19 protein-coding genes are annotated in these 15,614 nt (G+C 73.7%); 9 read left to right on the top strand and 10 right to left on the bottom strand.

All coding sequences use genetic code 11. The features are described from left to right. The first annotated feature begins 7 nt into the window (after nt 1-7). Nucleotides 8-502, top strand: a complete 495-nt coding sequence (locus tag MY520_RS14480) for an Lrp/AsnC family transcriptional regulator (protein WP_436692875.1) — start codon at nt 8-10, stop codon at nt 500-502. Nucleotides 503-564: 62 nt separating this feature from the next. On the opposite strand, the gene MY520_RS14485 is transcribed toward MY520_RS14480, so the two are convergent. Further along, nucleotides 565-894 (bottom strand): YbjQ family protein, encoded by a 330-nt coding sequence (locus MY520_RS14485; protein ID WP_436692877.1) that lies wholly within the window; start codon nt 892-894, stop codon nt 565-567. 26 nt (nt 895-920) lie between these two features. Further along, a complete protein-coding gene (locus MY520_RS14490; protein ID WP_436692878.1) occupies nt 921-1,745 on the bottom strand; it encodes a CPBP family intramembrane glutamic endopeptidase in 825 nt (274 codons plus the stop codon). A 131-nt stretch (nt 1,746-1,876) separates the two neighbouring features. Between MY520_RS14490 and MY520_RS14495 the strand changes: the two genes are divergently transcribed. From MY520_RS14495 to MY520_RS14505, 3 genes are read left to right on the top strand one after another with little or no spacing between them, the layout of a single operon-like run. Next, nucleotides 1,877-2,260, top strand: a complete 384-nt coding sequence (locus MY520_RS14495; protein WP_436692880.1) for a response regulator — start codon at nt 1,877-1,879, stop codon at nt 2,258-2,260. Beyond that, complete coding sequence (locus MY520_RS14500) at nt 2,248-4,017, top strand: sensor histidine kinase (RefSeq protein WP_436692881.1); 1,770 nt, start codon at nt 2,248-2,250, stop codon at nt 4,015-4,017. Before MY520_RS14495 ends, MY520_RS14500 begins: the two co-directional genes overlap by 13 nt. Continuing rightward, complete coding sequence (locus MY520_RS14505; protein WP_436692883.1) at nt 4,008-4,652, top strand: LuxR C-terminal-related transcriptional regulator; 645 nt, start codon at nt 4,008-4,010, stop codon at nt 4,650-4,652. Before MY520_RS14500 ends, MY520_RS14505 begins: the two co-directional genes overlap by 10 nt. Before the next feature lie 38 nt (nt 4,653-4,690). On the opposite strand, the gene MY520_RS14510 is transcribed toward MY520_RS14505, so the two are convergent. Next, nucleotides 4,691-5,677 (bottom strand): ABC transporter substrate-binding protein, encoded by a 987-nt coding sequence (locus MY520_RS14510; RefSeq protein ID WP_436692885.1) that lies wholly within the window; start codon nt 5,675-5,677, stop codon nt 4,691-4,693. A gap of 174 nt (nt 5,678-5,851) precedes the next feature. Between MY520_RS14510 and MY520_RS14515 the strand changes: the two genes are divergently transcribed. After that, complete coding sequence (locus tag MY520_RS14515) at nt 5,852-7,063, top strand: cytochrome P450 (RefSeq protein WP_436692886.1); 1,212 nt, start codon at nt 5,852-5,854, stop codon at nt 7,061-7,063. Here MY520_RS14515 and MY520_RS14520 read toward each other — a convergent pair. After that, nucleotides 7,020-7,325 (bottom strand): hypothetical protein, encoded by a 306-nt coding sequence (locus tag MY520_RS14520; RefSeq protein WP_436692888.1) that lies wholly within the window; start codon nt 7,323-7,325, stop codon nt 7,020-7,022. The genes MY520_RS14515 and MY520_RS14520 overlap by 44 nt on opposite strands. A gap of 156 nt (nt 7,326-7,481) precedes the next feature. Between MY520_RS14520 and MY520_RS14525 the strand changes: the two genes are divergently transcribed. From MY520_RS14525 to MY520_RS14535, 3 genes are all read left to right on the top strand, one after another. Beyond that, nucleotides 7,482-7,700: a hypothetical protein gene (locus MY520_RS14525; RefSeq protein ID WP_436692890.1), complete on the top strand. Its 219-nt coding sequence runs from the start codon at nt 7,482-7,484 to the stop codon at nt 7,698-7,700. Between the two features lie 120 nt (nt 7,701-7,820). Next, nucleotides 7,821-8,540 (top strand): class II aldolase/adducin family protein, encoded by a 720-nt coding sequence (locus tag MY520_RS14530; protein ID WP_436692892.1) that lies wholly within the window; start codon nt 7,821-7,823, stop codon nt 8,538-8,540. Between the two features lie 62 nt (nt 8,541-8,602). Continuing rightward, nucleotides 8,603-9,571, top strand: coding sequence for an ABC transporter substrate-binding protein (locus MY520_RS14535; protein ID WP_436692893.1), 969 nt, complete (start codon nt 8,603-8,605; stop codon nt 9,569-9,571). A gap of 115 nt (nt 9,572-9,686) precedes the next feature. Here the strand turns inward: MY520_RS14535 and MY520_RS14540 are convergent, their stop codons facing one another. The 6 genes from MY520_RS14540 to MY520_RS14565 all read right to left on the bottom strand — a co-directional run bounded on the left by MY520_RS14540 (nt 9,687) and on the right by MY520_RS14565 (nt 14,467). Next, entirely contained in the window at nt 9,687-10,442 is a 756-nt protein-coding gene (locus tag MY520_RS14540; RefSeq protein ID WP_436692895.1) for a succinate dehydrogenase/fumarate reductase iron-sulfur subunit, read from the bottom strand. After that, nucleotides 10,439-12,241 (bottom strand): fumarate reductase/succinate dehydrogenase flavoprotein subunit, encoded by a 1,803-nt coding sequence (locus MY520_RS14545; protein ID WP_436692897.1) that lies wholly within the window; start codon nt 12,239-12,241, stop codon nt 10,439-10,441. Before MY520_RS14545 ends, MY520_RS14540 begins: the two co-directional genes overlap by 4 nt. A 15-nt stretch (nt 12,242-12,256) precedes the next feature. Continuing rightward, nucleotides 12,257-13,087: a hypothetical protein gene (locus tag MY520_RS14550; RefSeq protein WP_436692899.1), complete on the bottom strand. Its 831-nt coding sequence runs from the start codon at nt 13,085-13,087 to the stop codon at nt 12,257-12,259. After that, nucleotides 13,084-13,347, bottom strand: a complete 264-nt coding sequence (locus MY520_RS14555; protein ID WP_436692901.1) for a hypothetical protein — start codon at nt 13,345-13,347, stop codon at nt 13,084-13,086. Before MY520_RS14555 ends, MY520_RS14550 begins: the two co-directional genes overlap by 4 nt. 204 nt (nt 13,348-13,551) lie before the next feature. Beyond that, the gene (locus tag MY520_RS14560; RefSeq protein WP_436692902.1) at nt 13,552-13,686 is read right to left on the bottom strand and encodes a hypothetical protein; all 135 of its coding nucleotides are present in this window, start codon (nt 13,684-13,686) and stop codon (nt 13,552-13,554) included. Nucleotides 13,687-13,801: 115 nt separating this feature from the next. Beyond that, on the bottom strand, nt 13,802-14,467 hold the full coding sequence (locus tag MY520_RS14565; protein ID WP_436692904.1) for a TetR/AcrR family transcriptional regulator C-terminal domain-containing protein: 666 nt from the start codon (nt 14,465-14,467) through the stop codon (nt 13,802-13,804). 88 nt (nt 14,468-14,555) lie between these two features. On the opposite strand from MY520_RS14565, the gene MY520_RS14570 reads away from it, so the two are divergent. Next, the gene (locus MY520_RS14570) at nt 14,556-15,575 is read left to right on the top strand and encodes an NAD(P)-dependent alcohol dehydrogenase (RefSeq protein WP_436692906.1); all 1,020 of its coding nucleotides are present in this window, start codon (nt 14,556-14,558) and stop codon (nt 15,573-15,575) included. Nucleotides 15,576-15,614: the final 39 nt, after the last annotated feature.

Below are 15,614 nucleotides of genomic sequence, written 5' to 3' on the forward strand. Positions count from 1 at the left end.
TCCGAGGATGACCACCCGGGGGCAGTTCGTGCTGGACGACGTCTCGCGCGCCATCATCGAGCAGCTCCAGGAGGACGGCCGCCGTCCCTACGCCCGGATCGCCACCGCCGTGGGCCTCTCCGAGGCCGCCGTCCGGCAGCGGGTGCAGCGGCTGTTGGATGCCGGCGTCATGCAGATCGTGGCGGTGACCGACCCGCTGCAGGTGGGCTTCTCCCGCCAGGCGATGGTCGGGGTCCGCACCAGTGGCGACCCCCGCGCCGTCGCCGATGCCCTCGCCGACCTCGCCGAGGTCGACTACGTGGTCATCGTCGCGGGGTCGGTCGACCTGCTCGTCGAGGTGGTCTGCGAGGACGACGACCAGCTGCTGGAGACGGTGGCCCGCATCCGCGGGATCGACGGCGTCGAGTCCACCGAGACCCACCTCTACCTCGGCCTGCGCAAGCAGACCTACGCCTGGGGCACCCGCCGTCCTCCGGTGCACGCGGCGGCGCCGGAGCTCTGAGGACGAGCGCGGCGCCTCGCGGGCCGGGGCGACCATGTCGCCCCGGCCCGCAGCAGTGTCGGCTACAGCCTGGTCAGCCGGCACGCCGTGCCGTACGCGCAGACCTCCGTCCAGGTGCTGCCCATCTCCGTGGTGTCGAAGCGCATGGCCACCACCGCGTCGGCGCCCTTGGCCTCGGCCGCGCCGACGAGTCGTTCCAGGGCCTCCTGCCGGCTCTCCTCGAGGTTCTTGGTCAGCCCGCGGAGTTCCCCGCCGGCGAGGGACTTCATCGCCGCGCCGAGCTGGGACCCGGCGTGCCGGGAGCGGACGGTGAGGCCGAACACCTCGCCGTACACCTCCTCGATCCGGTGGCCCGGCACCTCGTTCGTCGTCGTGATGAGCACGGTGATCACCTTCCTGTCGTTGCCGGTCGGGTACGTCAGCGCCCGGTGCGCGCGAGGGGTTCGTCGGCGGTCGCGATCGCCGTGGGGGGCGCGGTCCGCCACGCCGTGCGGTCCAGGACGAGCGTGGCGGCCACCGCGACCACCAGGACGGCGAAGTAGACGACGGCGGCGCGGTCCTCGTCGGCGGCGTCGAAGCCGAGCATCCCGTAGGTGAACGCCCCCTGGCTGGCGTGGAAGAGCAGCGCCATCAGCAGGCTGCCGCCGGTGCGGTTGAACAGCCAGACGTAGAGGAACGTGATCACCACCGTCGAGGGCAGCCCGACGACGGGCAGGTTGCCGGTCAGCACCAGCGGGAGGTGCCAGCCGGCCGCCAGCACGCCGAGCACCGTGGCCGCCCGGACCGGGGACGCGGCCAGCTGCAGCCGGGGCAGGGCGTAGCCGCGCCAGCCCGGCTCCTCGCCGAGCGCCCCGTCGGTGGGATCGACGAGGCGGACCAGCAGCACGATCGCGACATCGGCCCACACGATCGCCGAGAGGTCGGGGGCGGGGGCGCCCAGCCACGCGACGACCCAGCCGGTGGCCAGCACGAGCAGCACGGGGACGCCGACCGCCACCACGTACCACTGCCAGCCGACCCGCCAGCGGAGCAACCGGGAGAGCAGGTCCCGGTACCCGGTCCGCCCCTCGGCGACCCCGATCACCACGAGCGCGGCGACCAGCGGAGCGCCGGGGAAGAAGAAGAACTGCCCGGGGATCAGCCCGGCCTCGGCGAGCGGCCACGGGACCCACGCCACGACGTAGGCGAGGACGAAGAAGGTGGTCAGGCGGTGCTGCCGGACCCAGGCTCGCGTACTGGACATGACGACCTCCGGAGCTGATGCGACGGGTCCGAGGGTCCGCGCGGGCGACGTCCGGGACCACGGGGCCACCCCTGCCGAGGAGCAGGGTCAACCCTGTGTCGAGGGGCGGTCGGCGGTGACAGCATCGACGGATGGCGGCGCGGGTCCTGATCGTCGACGATCACGCCCCCTTCCGGTCGCTCGCCCGGCGGCTGCTCACCGCGGGCGGCTTCCAGGTCGTGGGCGAGGCGGGCGACGGCGCCGACGCCCTGGTGGCGGCCCGCGAACTGGTCCCTGACGTGGTGCTCCTCGACGTCCAGCTGCCCGACCTCGACGGCTTCACGATCGCCGAGGAGCTGACCGGCTGGCGGGGCGGCCCGGTCGTCGTGCTGGTCTCCAGCCGGGCCCGCCTGGACTACGGGTCGCGGGTGGACCGCTGCCGCGCGCGGGGGTTCATCGCCAAGGGGGACCTGAGCAGCGAGACCCTGTGGCAGGTGATCGACGGTCCGCCGAGGGCGACCCCGTGCAGCGCCTGAGCCGCGGGCTGCGGTGGGGGACGGGGGCGGCCGGGGTCGCGGCCGGGGCGGGCGCGGCAGCCGCGCTGGTGTGGGGCGGCTACGCGATCCCGCCCGACCTGCTGCCGCCCACGCTCGTGCTCAGCCTCGCGGTCGGCTGGTCGTTCATCGGCGTCGGCCTGGTCGCCTGGAGCCACCGCCCGGCCAGCCGCACCGGGGCGCTGATGGTCGCGCTGGGCTTCGCCTGGTTCGCCCGCTACGTGGTCGCGGTCGCGGCCCGTCCCGCGTTCGTCGCCGGGGTCCTGCTGGGGTCGGTGTACCTCAGCCTCCTGGTGCACCTGCTCGCGACGTTCCCCGACGGGCGGGTGCGCACCGGGGTGGAGGGGGCCGTCGTCGGCGTCGGCTACCTGCTGTCCGCCCCGCTGGACGCCGCCTTCCTGGTGGTCTTCTCCGTCGACCGCGGGCTGGGCGAGGGGCCGCCCCCGAACGGCCTCGTGATCGCGCCGACCAACGGCGAGTTCGCCCCGTCGGCGATCGACCTCGCCGTGCAGGGCGTCGTGGTCGCGCTGTTCCTCACCCTGCTGGCGGTCGTGTTCGCCCGCTGGCGCGCGGGCGGGCCGGCGCAGCGCCGCAGCCTCGCTCCCGGGGTGGCCGGGGGCGCCGTGGTCGTGGTGACGATCCTCGTCCAGCGGACGGCGATCCTGCTGCTCATCCCGCCGGCCGCCGGCGTGGTGCTGGCCTGGTCCGCGCAGGTCGTGCTCGTGGTGTGGCCGCTGGCGCTGCTGCTCGGACTGCTGCGCAGCCACCTCGACCGGACCGGCGTGAGCCGCCTGGTCGTCGAGCTCGGCGCCGGGGTGCCCGTCCCGGAGCAGCTGCGGAGCGTGCTCGCCCGCACGCTGCACGACCCGTCGCTGGAGCTCGCCTACTGGCTGCCCGAGCGGGAGGCCTTCGTCGGCCCCGACGGCGCGCCCGTGGCCGATCTCGCCGCGGGGAACGGGCGGGCGCTGACCTACCTGGAGCGCGACGGGGAGCGGATCGCGGTCCTGGTGCACGACCGGGCGCTCACCGGTGAGCCCGAGCTGGTGGCGGCGGTGGCGGCCAGCGCGGGGCTCGCGGTGCAGAACGAGCGGCTGCACGCCGAGGTGCGCACGCAGTTGCGTGAGGTGAACGCGTCCCGGGCGCGGATCGTCGAGGCGGCCGACGCCGCCCGCCGCCGGGTCGAGCGGGATCTGCACGACGGCGCCCAGCAGCGGCTGGTCACGGTCGCGCTGGCGCTGCGCCTGGCCCGCACCCAGCTGGGCTCGGCCGGCGCCGGGGAGGTGGCCGCGCTGCTGGACGAGGCCGGCGCGGAGCTGTCCGGCGCCCTCGACGACCTCCGCGAGCTGGCCCGCGGGATCTACCCGGTGCTGCTCACCGATGCCGGGCTCGGGCCGGCGCTGGCCACGCTGGTGGATCGGTCCCCGGTGCCTGCGGTGATCGGTGCGGTCCCCGACCGGCGGTGGCCGGAGGCGCTGGAGCAGACCTGCTACTTCGTGGTGTCCGAGGCCCTGGCGAACGCCGCCAAGCACGCGGACGCTTCCACCGTGACCGTCGACGTGCGGCCGGAGGGCCGGCTGCTGCGGGTCGAGGTGGGCGACGACGGGGTCGGCGGCGCCGACCCGGCGGGCTCGGGCCTGCGCGGCCTCGCCGACCGGGTGGCCGCGCTCGGAGGCCGGCTGGTGGTCCGGAGCCCCCGGGGCTCGGGGACGCGGGTGATCGCGACGCTGCCGTGCGAGTGATCGTCGCCGACGACGCCGCGCTGTTCCGGGCCGGCATCTGCCGCCTGCTGGCCGACGCCGGACTCGAGGTCACCGCCCAGGTCGGCGACGCCGCGGCCCTGCTGGAGGCGGTCGAGCGGGACCGGCCGGACGTCGCGGTCGTCGACATCCGCATGCCGCCCAGCCACACCACGGAGGGCCTCGCCGCCGCCCGGGAACTGAGCGAGCGCTACCCGGGCATCGGCGTCCTCGTGCTCTCGGCGCACGTCGAGCCGCACTACGCCATGCAGCTCCTGGACTCCGGCACCCGGGGGACCGGCTACCTGCTCAAGGAGCGGGTGACCGACCCGGCCGAGCTCGTCGACGCGGTCCGGCGGGTGGCCGCCGGCGGGGTGGTGATCGACCCGGGAGTGGTGGCCCAGCTCGTCGGCCGGCGACGTGCCCGCGACCCGCTCGACCTGCTGTCCGAACGGGAGCGGGAGGTGCTCGCTGTCATGGCCGAGGGCCGCTCCAACCAGGCCATCGGAGAGCGGCTCTTCCTCGCTCCGAAGACGGTCGAGGCACACGTGCACAACGTCTTCACGAAGCTGGACCTGCACGAGGCCGCCGACGCCAACCGCCGCGTGCTGGCCGTGCTGGCGTACCTCCGCGCCTGACGGTGGGGCGGCTCCGCGGAGCCGCCCCACCGACGTGCTCAGTCGATGAGAATGGTCTCCACGTCGAACTCCTCGCTGATGATCCCGTACTCCAGCATCAGGTCGCTCATCTCCTGCAGCTGCTCGGCGTCGGCCTCGGCGTCCCACTGCGGCAGCTCGACTGCCTCGACGGTCTCGGCCGGCACCTGCGAGTAGGTCGGCACCAGCTCGACCAGCCGCTCGCGGTCGCCGTCGAGCTGCTCGATGGAGGTGGCCAGCGCGGACCGGAACGACTCGATCACCTCGGGGTTCTCCTGGGCGTACTGCTCGGTGGTCAGCCACCCGGCCACGGGCATGCCCTCGACCGGGCCGCTGAACAGCGGGAAGAGCACCCGGTGGCCGGCCGCCAGGGCCGAGGCCTGGAAGGGCTCGACCTGCCAGATGGCGTCCACGTCGCCGGCTTCGAGGGCGGCGGCCATGTCCGGCAGCGGCAGCTCGAGGAACTGGATCGTCGAGATGTCGACGCCGGCGTCCTCCAGGACGGCGTTGATCGCAACCGTGCCGATGTTCTGCAGGTTGTTGACCGCGATCCGGGCGCCGGCCAGGTCAGCCGGGCCCTGGAAGGGGGAGTCGGCCGCGACCATGATCGCGTGGTCGGTGGCGCCGACGTCGTTGCCGGCCACGATCCGCACCGGCAGCCCCTGCTGCGCCGCCAGCACCGCCGAGGTGTAGTTGCCGTAGGTGATGTCGTACTCGCCGGCGATCAGCGAGGGGATCGCCTGGGCGCCGCCGGAGGTCTGCTCGAGCGTCACGTCCAGCCCGGCGTCGTCGAACAGGCCGGTCTCCTCGGCGTTCACCGCGGTCGCCGTGTGCACGAGCGGGAAGTAGCCCAGCGTCAGCGCCGCCGGGCCCGACTCACCGCCGCCCTCGCCACCTCCGCTGCCGGCATCGTCGTCGGAGCCGCACGCGGCCAGCACGAGCGTGGCCGCGCAGCCGAGCGCGAGCCCGGCCAGCCGGCGACGGGGGTGGGTGGCAGGTGCAGACATCGATGCAGGTCTCCTTCTCGGATGGCGGCAGGGGTGCCGCGCACGAGGAGGATGGTGCGGTGCCCGTCACACCGGGACCCAGCCTTCTCTCAACAGATGAGAGGAGAGTGGGCCGAGGGAGGTGGGGCGCGTCACGCTGACGTCAACCGCGACCCCCGACCCGGGAGTGCTCCTGTGACCGTCGACAGCCCGCCCACCAGCGACGCCCCCGTCCTGGACGACGACCCGTTCGGTACCGAGGTGCTGACCGACCCCTACGACTTCCACCGCCGGCTGCGCGACGCCGGCCCGGTGGTCTTCCTCCCCCGGTACGGCATCTACGCCATGGGCCGCTTCGAGGAGGTCAAGGCGTCGCTGCAGGACTGGGAGACCTTCGTCTCCAGCCGCGGCGCGGGCCTCGCGGACTTCGCCAAGGAGAAGCCGTGGCGGCCGCCGAGCCTGCTGCTGGAGGCCGACCCGCCGGACCACACCGTCGTCCGGACGGCGATGAACGGCGTCCTCTCCCCGCGCACGATGCGCACGCTGCGGGAGCGCTTCGCCGCACCGGCGCGGGAGATCGCCGAGCGGCTGGTCGAGCAGGGCACCTTCGACGCGGTCACCGACCTGGCCGAGGTCTACCCGCTGCGGGTCTTCCCCGACGCCGTCGGCCTGCCCGAGGAGGGCCGGGAGAACCTGCTGCCCTACGGCGGGCTGGCGTTCAACGCCTTCGGCCCGGACAACGAGCTGCGTCGGAACGCGCTGGCCACCGCCGCACCGGTGCAGTCCTGGATCTGGGAGCAGTGCCAGCGGGAGCACCTGGCGCCCGGCGGTTTCGGCGCGCAGATCTGGGAGGCCGCCGACCGCGGGGAGATCACCCACGAGCAGGCCCCGATGCTGGTGCGCTCGCTGCTCACCGCCGGCCTCGACACCACCGTCTACGGCATCGCCAACACCGTCTACGCGCTCTCCCGCTTCCCCGACCAGTGGGCGCAGATCCACGCGCAGCCGGCCAAGGCCAAGTTCGCCTACGACGAGGCGCTGCGCTGGGAGTCCCCGGTGCAGACCTTCTTCCGCACCACCAGCCGGGACGTCGACGTCGCCGAGACGACGATCCCCGAGGGCACGAAGGTGCTGCTGTTCCTCGGCTCGGCCAACCGCGACCCGCGGCACTGGGGCGAGGACGCCGAGCAGCTCGACATCAGCCGGCGCACGGCCGGGCACGTCGCCTTCGGCATGGGCATCCACCAGTGCGTCGGCCAGCCGGTGGCCCGCCTGGAGACCGAGCTGGTGCTCTCCGCCCTCGCCGAGCGGGCCCGCACCATCGAGCCGGCCGGAGAGCCCACGCCGAAGCTGAACAACACCCTCAAGGGCTGGGCCAGCGTCCCGGTGCGGGTGGTCCCCGCCTGACGGCGTCCTCGTCCCAGGGGGTGGCGCCCCCGGCCGGCGGGAGGTCGGCGGACAGCCAGCGTCCGGTGAGAACGGCGGCCAGCGTCATCAGCGCCCCGAGGACCGGGCCGGCCGCCGCACCGAGCACCGTCGCTCCCGCCACGGCGGCCGGCAGGCAGCCGGCGGCCGTCGCCCACCCGGCTCCCCAGACCAGCGACCGGCCGGGCGCGACGAACGCCCCGGGGGCGGCCCGGTGCGGACGGTGCGGCTCGACGACGGGCATGGTGCCTCCTCCCGCGGTGGTCCCCCGAGGGGTGCACGCCGGAGGGTGCGTTGCCATCCTCCAGGTGCGGTCGCCATCAACTCTCCATGTGGGGTCGAGGCCGGTGTCGTCGCCCGGCCGCCGGGTACAGCCGGGCTGACGGCGAGGAGGACGAGCATGCCGCGTGACCCCCGACCGGGCGAGGACGACGTCGACCGCGACGACGCGCAGGCGCTGACCCGCGCGACCGGCGGCGGCGACAGCGACGCCCCCGACGCGCCGACCACCACCGGCACCGGCGGGTCGGGCGAGTTCGTCGGCCGCGTCGCCGGCGGGGACGACGTCGGGTACGCGGGCGAGACCGGCGCGGAGCGGCGGGCGGCCGAGGAGCGCTGAGCGTTCCACCGAGCGCGTCGCCCGGTTCTGCTCTCCAGAAAGTCCTGCGTGACCGCTCGTGCCGCGGGTCACGATCGTCCGGCGGGTGATCGCCACCCGCGGGGACCGAGAGGGGCCGCCGTGCGCGAGGACACCACGTCGACGAGGTCCCGCGAGCAGCGCGCCACGCTCGCGGAGGCCAACCACATCCTCGTCGACCAGGGCATCCTCGACGCCTTCGGGCACGTGAGCGTCCGATCCGCCGACGACCCGGACACCTTCCTGCTCGCCCGGAACCTCGCGCCCGGCCTCGTGCAGGCCGACGACGTCCAGCTGTTCACCCTCGACGGGACCACCGACGACCCCCGGCCGCCGTACCTCGAGCGGCACATCCACGGGGAGATCTACCGCGCCCGGCCGGACGTGCACGCCGTCGTGCACAGCCACTCGCCGGCGGTCATCCCGTTCGGCGTCGCAGGCACCCCGCTGCGGCCGGTCCTGCACATGGCCGGGTTCCTGGCCCCCGAGGCGCCCGTGTTCGAGGCGCGGGACACCCTCGGGTCCGGCTCGGACCTGCTGGTGCGGACGCCGCAGTCCGGGGTGGCGCTGGCGGGGGCCCTCGGCCGGTCCTCGGTGGTCCTCATGCGGGGCCACGGGGCGACCGCGGTCGGCGCCTCGGTGGAGGAGGCCGTCTACCGGGCCGTCTACACCGAGGTCAACGCCCGTGCCCAGGCCGAGGCGCTGCGCCTGGGTGGCTGCACCTACCTCACCGACGAGGAGGCCGCCGCGACCGTGGCCACCAACACCCCGCAGCTCCCGCGCGCGTGGGGCTTCTGGCGCGACCGCGCCCACCGGCCCTGACCGGTCCTCGCACCCCTCGGACCCGCACGACCCCCGTCCCCGTTCTGCGAAGGAGCTGCCCCGTGACCGGATCCAGGTCCCGCGTCGCCGCCGCCGGTGTCGCCGCCCTGCTCGCCCTCGCCGCCTGCGGCGGTTCCGACGACGACGCCGCCGGGGGTGCCGCGGAGGAGGGCGGCCTGACCCCCGTCACCATCGGCACCCAGCCCATCGTCGACTCGGCCCCGCTCTACCTCGGCGTCGACCAGGGCTTCTTCGAGGAGGAGGGGCTCGATCTCACCATCGAGTCGGCCGTCGGCGGGGCGGCCGTCGTCCCCAGCGTCGTCTCCGGCGAGTTCGAGTTCGGGCGGGGGAACGTCCTCTCCACGATGATCGCCGTCGACGAGGGGCTGCCCCTGCAGTGCATCACCAACGCCAACTCCACCGCCGGCAACCCCGACTTCGGCGCCGTCGTGGTGCCCGGGGACTCGCCGATCCAGTCGATGGCCGACCTGCCCGGCAACACCGTCTCGGTCAACACCCTGAACAACATCGGGGACACGACCATCCGGTCGGTCGTCGAGGACGCCGGTGGGGACCCGCAGGGCGTCGAGTTCGTCGAGATCCCCTTCCCCGATGCGCCGGCCGCGCTCCAGACCGGTCAGGTGGACGCCGCCTGGATCCTCGACCCGTTCCTCACCGAGGCCGTCGACGCCGGGGCGCGGGTGCTGTCCTACAACTTCTCCGACTTCCACCCGGAGCTCGACATCTCCTGCGTCTTCACGTCGCAGCAGCTGATGCAGGAGCAGCCGGAGCTGGTCGAGGCCTTCCAGCGGGCCATGAACCGGTCGCTGGAGTTCTCGCAGGAGAACCCGGACGAGGTCCGACGGATCACCGGCACGTACACCGAGATCGACCCGGCAGTCCTCGAGCGCATCGTCATCCCGACGTTCCGGACCGAGTTCAGCCGCGAGGCCCTCGAGCGGCTCGGCGCGAAGGCCACGGAGTACGGGACGCTGTCCGAGGAGCCGGACCTCGACCAGTTCCTGCCCTGACCCCCGGGCGGCCCCCTGCAGGGTCCCGCCGCGGCCCCGTCCAGAGGCTCGCCGCGAGCCTGCGAGCGGTGAGGAGGACGGGGTACTTCCACGGTGGGGGGCAGGGGGTCCTCTCTCAGTCCCGCGGGCGCCGCCGGATCCGCGAGCCCAGCCAGGTGACCGGGTCGAACCGGCGGTCCACGACGCGCTCCTTGAGCGGGATGATCCCGTTGTCGGTGAGGTGGATGCCCTCCGGGCACACCTCGGAGCAGCACTTGGTGATGTTGCAGTAGCCCAGGCCGAACTCGTCCTGCGCGGCGTCCTTGCGGTCGACGACGTCCAGCGGGTGCATGTCGAGCTCGGCCAGCCGGATGAGGAACCGCGGGCCGGCGAAGACGGCCTTGTTGGCCTCGTGGTCGCGGATCACGTGGCAGGTGTCCTGGCAGAGCCAGCACTCGATGCACTTGCGGAACTCCTGCGGGCGCTCCACGTCGACCTGCTGCATCCGGTGGTTGCCGTCGCCGTCGCGGGGTCGCGGGGTGAAGGCCGGGACCTGCGCGGCCTTCTCGTAGTTGAACGCCACGTCGGTGACGAGGTCGCGGATGACGGGGAAGGCCCGCAGCGGGGTGACGGTGATCGTCTCGCTCTCGGCGAAGGTGCTCATCCGGGTCAGGCACATCAGCCGCGGCCGCCCGTTGATCTCCGCGCTGCAGGAGCCGCACTTGCCGGCCTTGCAGTTCCACCGGACGGCGAGGTCACCGGCCTGGGTGGCCTGCAGCCGGTGGATGATGTCGAGCACGACCTCGCCCTCGTTGACCGGGACGGTGAAGGTCTGCAGGTCCCCGCCGGACGCGTCCCCGCGCCACACCCGGAACGTCGCGTCGTAGCTCACGCGGAGCCCTCCTCGAAGACCTCGGCGAGCTCGGGTGGCATGGCCGGCAGAGGTTGCCGGGCCACGGCCACCCCGCCGTCCGGCGTCCGCCTGCAGACCAGGTTGGTCCGCGCCCACTCGACGTCCGCGGCGGGGAAGTCGTCGCGGGTGTGCCCGCCGCGGCTCTCCTCCCGCGCGAGGGCGGCCCGGGCGATGCACTCGCTGACCAGCAGCATGTGCGGCAGGTCCAGCGCCAGGTGCCAGCCCGGGTTGTACTGCCGGTGCCCCTCGACCGAGAGGGCGGCCACGCGCTGCTTGAGGGCGGCGATCCGCTCCAGGGCCCGCTCCATCTCCGGCGCGGTGCGGATGATGCCGACCAGGTCGTGCATCGTCTGCTGCAGGTCCTGCTGCACCGTGTAGGGGTTCTCGCCGCCCTCCCGCTCGAAGGGCGCGAGCGCGGCCCGGGCGGCGTCGGCGAGCGCCTCGTCGGCCAGCGCGACCAGGCCGGCCCGCTTCTGGGCGTGCTCGGTGGCGGCCAGCCCGGCCCGGCGGCCGAACACCAGCAGGTCCGACAGGGAGTTGCCGCCCAGCCGGTTGGAGCCGTGCATGCCGCCGGCGACCTCACCGGCGGCGAACAGCCCGGGCACGCGGGCGGCCTCGGTGTCCGGGTCGACCTCCACCCCGCCCATGACGTAGTGGCAGGTGGGCCCGACCTCCATCGGCTCGGCGGTGATGTCGACGTCGGCCAGCTCCTTGAACTGGTGGTACATCGACGGCAGCCGCTTGCGGATGTACTCGGCGTCCCGGCGCGAGGCGATGTCGAGGAAGACGCCGCCGTGCGGCGAGCCCCGGCCGGCCTTGACCTCGCTGTTGATCGCGCGGGCCACCTCGTCGCGGGGGAGCAGCTCCGGTGGCCGCCGGTTGTTCTTCTTGTCGGTGTACCAGCGGTCGGCCTCGTCCTCGGTCTCCGCGGTCTCCTTGCGGAAGAAGTCGGGGATGTAGTCGAACATGAAGCGGTTGCCGGCCGAGTTCCGGAGGACGCCGCCGTCGCCGCGGACGCTCTCGGTGACCAGGATCCCGCGCACCGACGGCGGCCAGACCATCCCCGTCGGGTGGAACTGGACGAACTCCATGTTCACCAGCGAGGCGCCGGCCTGCAGCGCCAGGGAGTGGCCGTCGCCGGTGTACTCCCACGAGTTCGAGGTGACCTTGTAGGCCTTGCCGATGCCGCCGGTGGCCAGCACCACCGACGGCGCCTGCCAGGCGACGAAGCGCCCGGACTCGCGCCAGTAGCCGAACGCCCCGGTGATCCCCTCCGCGTCGGTGAGCAGCCGGGTGACCGTGCACTCCATGTAGACGTCGACGCCGAGGGCGACGGTGCGCTGCTGCAGGGTGCGGATCAGCTCCAGCCCGGTGCGGTCGCCGACGTGGGCCAGGCGGGCGTAGCGGTGGCCGCCGAAGTCGCGCTGGCTGATCAGGCCGTCGGCGGTGCGGTCGAACAGCGCGCCCCAGTCCTCGAGCTCGCGGACCCGGTCGGGCGCCTCCTGCGCGTGCAGCTGGGCCATGCGCCAGTGGTTGAGCATCTTCCCGCCGCGCATGGTGTCCCGGAAGTGCACCCGCCAGTTGTCCTCGGGATAGGCGTTGCCCATGGCCGCGGCGATACCGCCCTCGGCCATGACCGTGTGCGCCTTGCCCAGCAGGGACTTGCACACCACCGCGGTGCGCGCGCCCTGCTCGTGCGCGGCGATCGCGGCCCGCAGGCCCGCGCCGCCGGCGCCCACGACCACGACGTCGTAGTCGTGCCGCTCGAGTTCCACCATCAGAAGAACTCCTGCTCAGAAGAAGCGAAGGTCGGAGATCGTGCCCGTGGCCAGCAGGAAGACGTAGAAGTCGGCCAGCGCGACGCTGACCAGCGAGGCCCACGCGAACTGCATGTGCCGGCCGTTCAGGCGCGAGACGACCGTCCAGAACCGGTAGCGCAGCGGGTGCCGCGAGAAGGAGTTCAGCCGGCCGCCGACGATGTGCCGGCACGAGTGGCAGGACAGCGAGTAGAGGGCCAGCAGCGTGGCGTTGGCCAGCAGGATGAGCGTGCCCAGGCCCATGTGCCCCCACGCGCCGGTCTCGTCGCGGAAGGCGAGGACGGCGTCGTAGAACAGGATGACGTTGATGACCAGGGCCGCGTAGAGGAAGTAGCGGTGCACGTTCTGGCCCAGCAGCGGGAGCCGCGACTCCCCGGTGTAGCGCCGGTGCGGCTCGGCGACCGCGCAGGCCGGCGGCGAGAGCCAGAACGACCGGTAGTAGGCCTTCCGGTAGTAGTAGCAGGTCATCCGGATGCCCAGCGGGAAGATCAGGATGTAGATCGCGGGGGAGATCCACGACGGGCCGGTGAACAGCTCCGGGAAGGTGTCGCCCTCGCAGGCCGTGGTGAGGCACGGCGAGTAGAACGGCGAGATGTAGGGCTCGGCGAAGTAGTACGCGTTCTGGAACGCCCGGAACGACGAGTAGGCGATGAACGCGAGCAGCGCCAGGACGGTGAGCAGCGGCTGCACCCACCAGCGGTCCGTGCGCAGCGTGCGGGCCGCGATCGCGGCGCGGCGCGGGGGGTGGGCCCCGTTCCCTCCACCCGGGGTGACCGCTCCGGTCCCGCGGGGCGCAGTGGCCGTCACCGGAGGCTGCGGCCCGGAGTGCTCACTTCGCCGTCGTAGCCGTCGTCCCACATGACCGGGTCGTACGCCCGGGCCCCGACGACCTCGACCCCGCGGGCGCTGCCGCACAGCAGGTTGAGGTCGTCGCGCAGCCGGGCGACGTCGATCTTGAGTCGGCGTGAGTCCACGGTGTCCCCGAAGCGTCGGGTGAGCGGGCCGCAGGCCTGCTCGAGTGCGTCGACGGCCCGGCGGGCCGCCGCCACGTCCTGCTCCAACGACATCGCTGCCCCCAGTGCCGGGAAAACGCCGCCGCCGCGGCGGAAGGAGCGCAGTCGATCACGGACGGTGGTCCCATGGGAAGGGGGCCGCTCAGCTCTCGGACCGGTCGCGGTCATGGCAGCGTCGGCCGGCACCGTCCGGTCACCGCGCCGATCGACCGCCGTCGTGTCGGCACCGTCCGGGGGAGGTGGCGGTGCCCGGTGCGCTCAGTGCTTCTTGTCGTGCGTCAGCCGTTCCATCTGGGTCGTGGTGTCGGCCTTCGCCTTGCGCTCGGTGCGCTTCTCCTTGAGGGACTTGCCGGACTTCTTCGACATCGAGTGCCGGGGGGACTTGTCGGCCATGGGAGCTCCCTCATCGGGAGCCTGAGCGGCTCCGTGGTCGGAGGCTACGCGCGGCGAGGACTGCCGTGGGGTCGCCCGGCGCGGTCCGGTCAGCCGCGCGGCGTGCAGGGCCGGCTCAACCGCCTGCGGCGGCGCGCTCCAGGCCGTCGAGGAGCAGGTCGAGCCCGAAGGCGAACTCGGCGCCGTAGGAGTAGCCGGGCCGCAGGACGTGCTCGGTCATGATCTCGACCATGTGCGGATAGGCCCCGTCCGGGAACGCCGCCAGCATCGCCGGCGCGAGCTCGGCGGCCTCCTCGGCGGTGTCGAACGGCAGCCCGCGCTCCTGCAGGGCGAAGCCGTAGACGTAGCTGTCGATCAGCGAGTACGCGTGCGCGGCCAGCGCGACCGAGAACCCGGCGCCGCGCAGGCAGCCGAGGACGGCGTCGTGCTGGCGCAGCGTCTCCGGGCCGGGTGAGGTCCGCGACTCCATGAGGCCGATCGCCCAGCGGTGCCGGGTGAGCGCCTCGCGGACCGAGACGGCGCGGCCGCGCAGCGCCGTCCGCCAGCCGGCCGTGGGGGAGGGCAGCTCGATCTCGGCGAAGACGACGTCGACCATGCCGTCGAGCAGGTCGTCCTTGTTGGCCACGTGGTTGTAGAGCGACATGGCCTCGACGCCGAGGGCCTCGCCGAGCTTGCGCATGCTCAGTGCCTCGACGCCGATCTCGTCGGCCAGAGCGACGGCGACCCGGAGCACCCGCTCGCGGCTGAGCGGGGTGCGCGTTCGGCGTGGGCCCTCGGTCATCGGCACCTCCTGAGTTCCGGCTCTTGACGACCTTACGCCGTAAGTACCATACTTACGGCGTAAGTCCCCTCAGGAACGGAGCCGCACGATGACCGGTCGGACCGAGGGCGCCACGCGCGCCGAGTGCATGACGGCCGTGGTGCAGGACCGCTACGGAGCCGCCCCGGAGGAGGTCCTCCGCGTCGGCGAGCGCGACCTGCCGGTGCCCGGCGACGGCGAGGTGCTCGTCCGGGTGCGCGCCGCGAGCGTCGACATGGGCACCTGGCACGTGATGGCCGGGCTGCCCTACCCGATCCGGGCGGCCGGCTTCGGCGTCCGCCGTCCCAAGGCGGCCAACCCCGGACGCACCCTGGCCGGCACGGTGGTCGCCGTCGGGACGGGGGTGAGCGGGTTCGGGCCCGGCGACGAGGTCTACGGCGTCGGCTCGGCCTGCTTCGCCGAGTACGCGACCGCCCCCGCGGCCAAGCTCGTGGCCCGTCCGTCCGCGCTGCCGCCCGAGCAGGCGGCGGCCGCGCCGATCTCCGGGCTCACCGCCCTGCAGGCGGTGCGCGACCACGGGCGGGTGCGGTCCGGGCAGCGGGTGCTGGTCATCGGCGCCTCGGGCGGGGTGGGCAGCTTCGCCGTCCAGATCGCCAAGGCGTACGGGGCCGAGGTCACCGGCGTGTGCCGGACGTCGAAGGTCGAGGCGGTCCGGGCGCTGGGTGCCGACCACGTCGTCGACCACACTCGCGAGGACCCGACCGACGGCCGGCAGCGCTATGACGTCGTCCTCGACATCGGCGGCAACCGCCGGCTGGCCCACCTCCGCCGGGCGCTCACCCCGCGCGGCCGGCTGGTCATCGTCGGCGGCGAGAACGGCGGCCGGTGGCTGGGCGGCACCGACCGGCAGCTGCGGGCGCAGGCGCTGTCCCCGTTCCTCCGCCAGCACCTGGGCACCTTCGTCGCCCGGGAGAACGCCGCGGACCTCGCGGTGCTGGACGAGCTGATCGCCTCCGGCGCGGTCACCCCGCTGGTCGACCGGGTGTTCCCGCTCGCGGAGACGGCCGCCGCCGTGCGCCGGGTGCTCGACGGTCAGGCCGTCGGCAAGGTCGTCGTCGCCGTCCGGTGACCCGCACCGGGTACCGACCGCCGCAGTCCCGACGGTCGG

The organism is Geodermatophilus sp. CPCC 205506 (assembly GCF_051383635.1).
Lineage (GTDB): Bacteria > Actinomycetota > Actinomycetes > Mycobacteriales > Geodermatophilaceae > Geodermatophilus.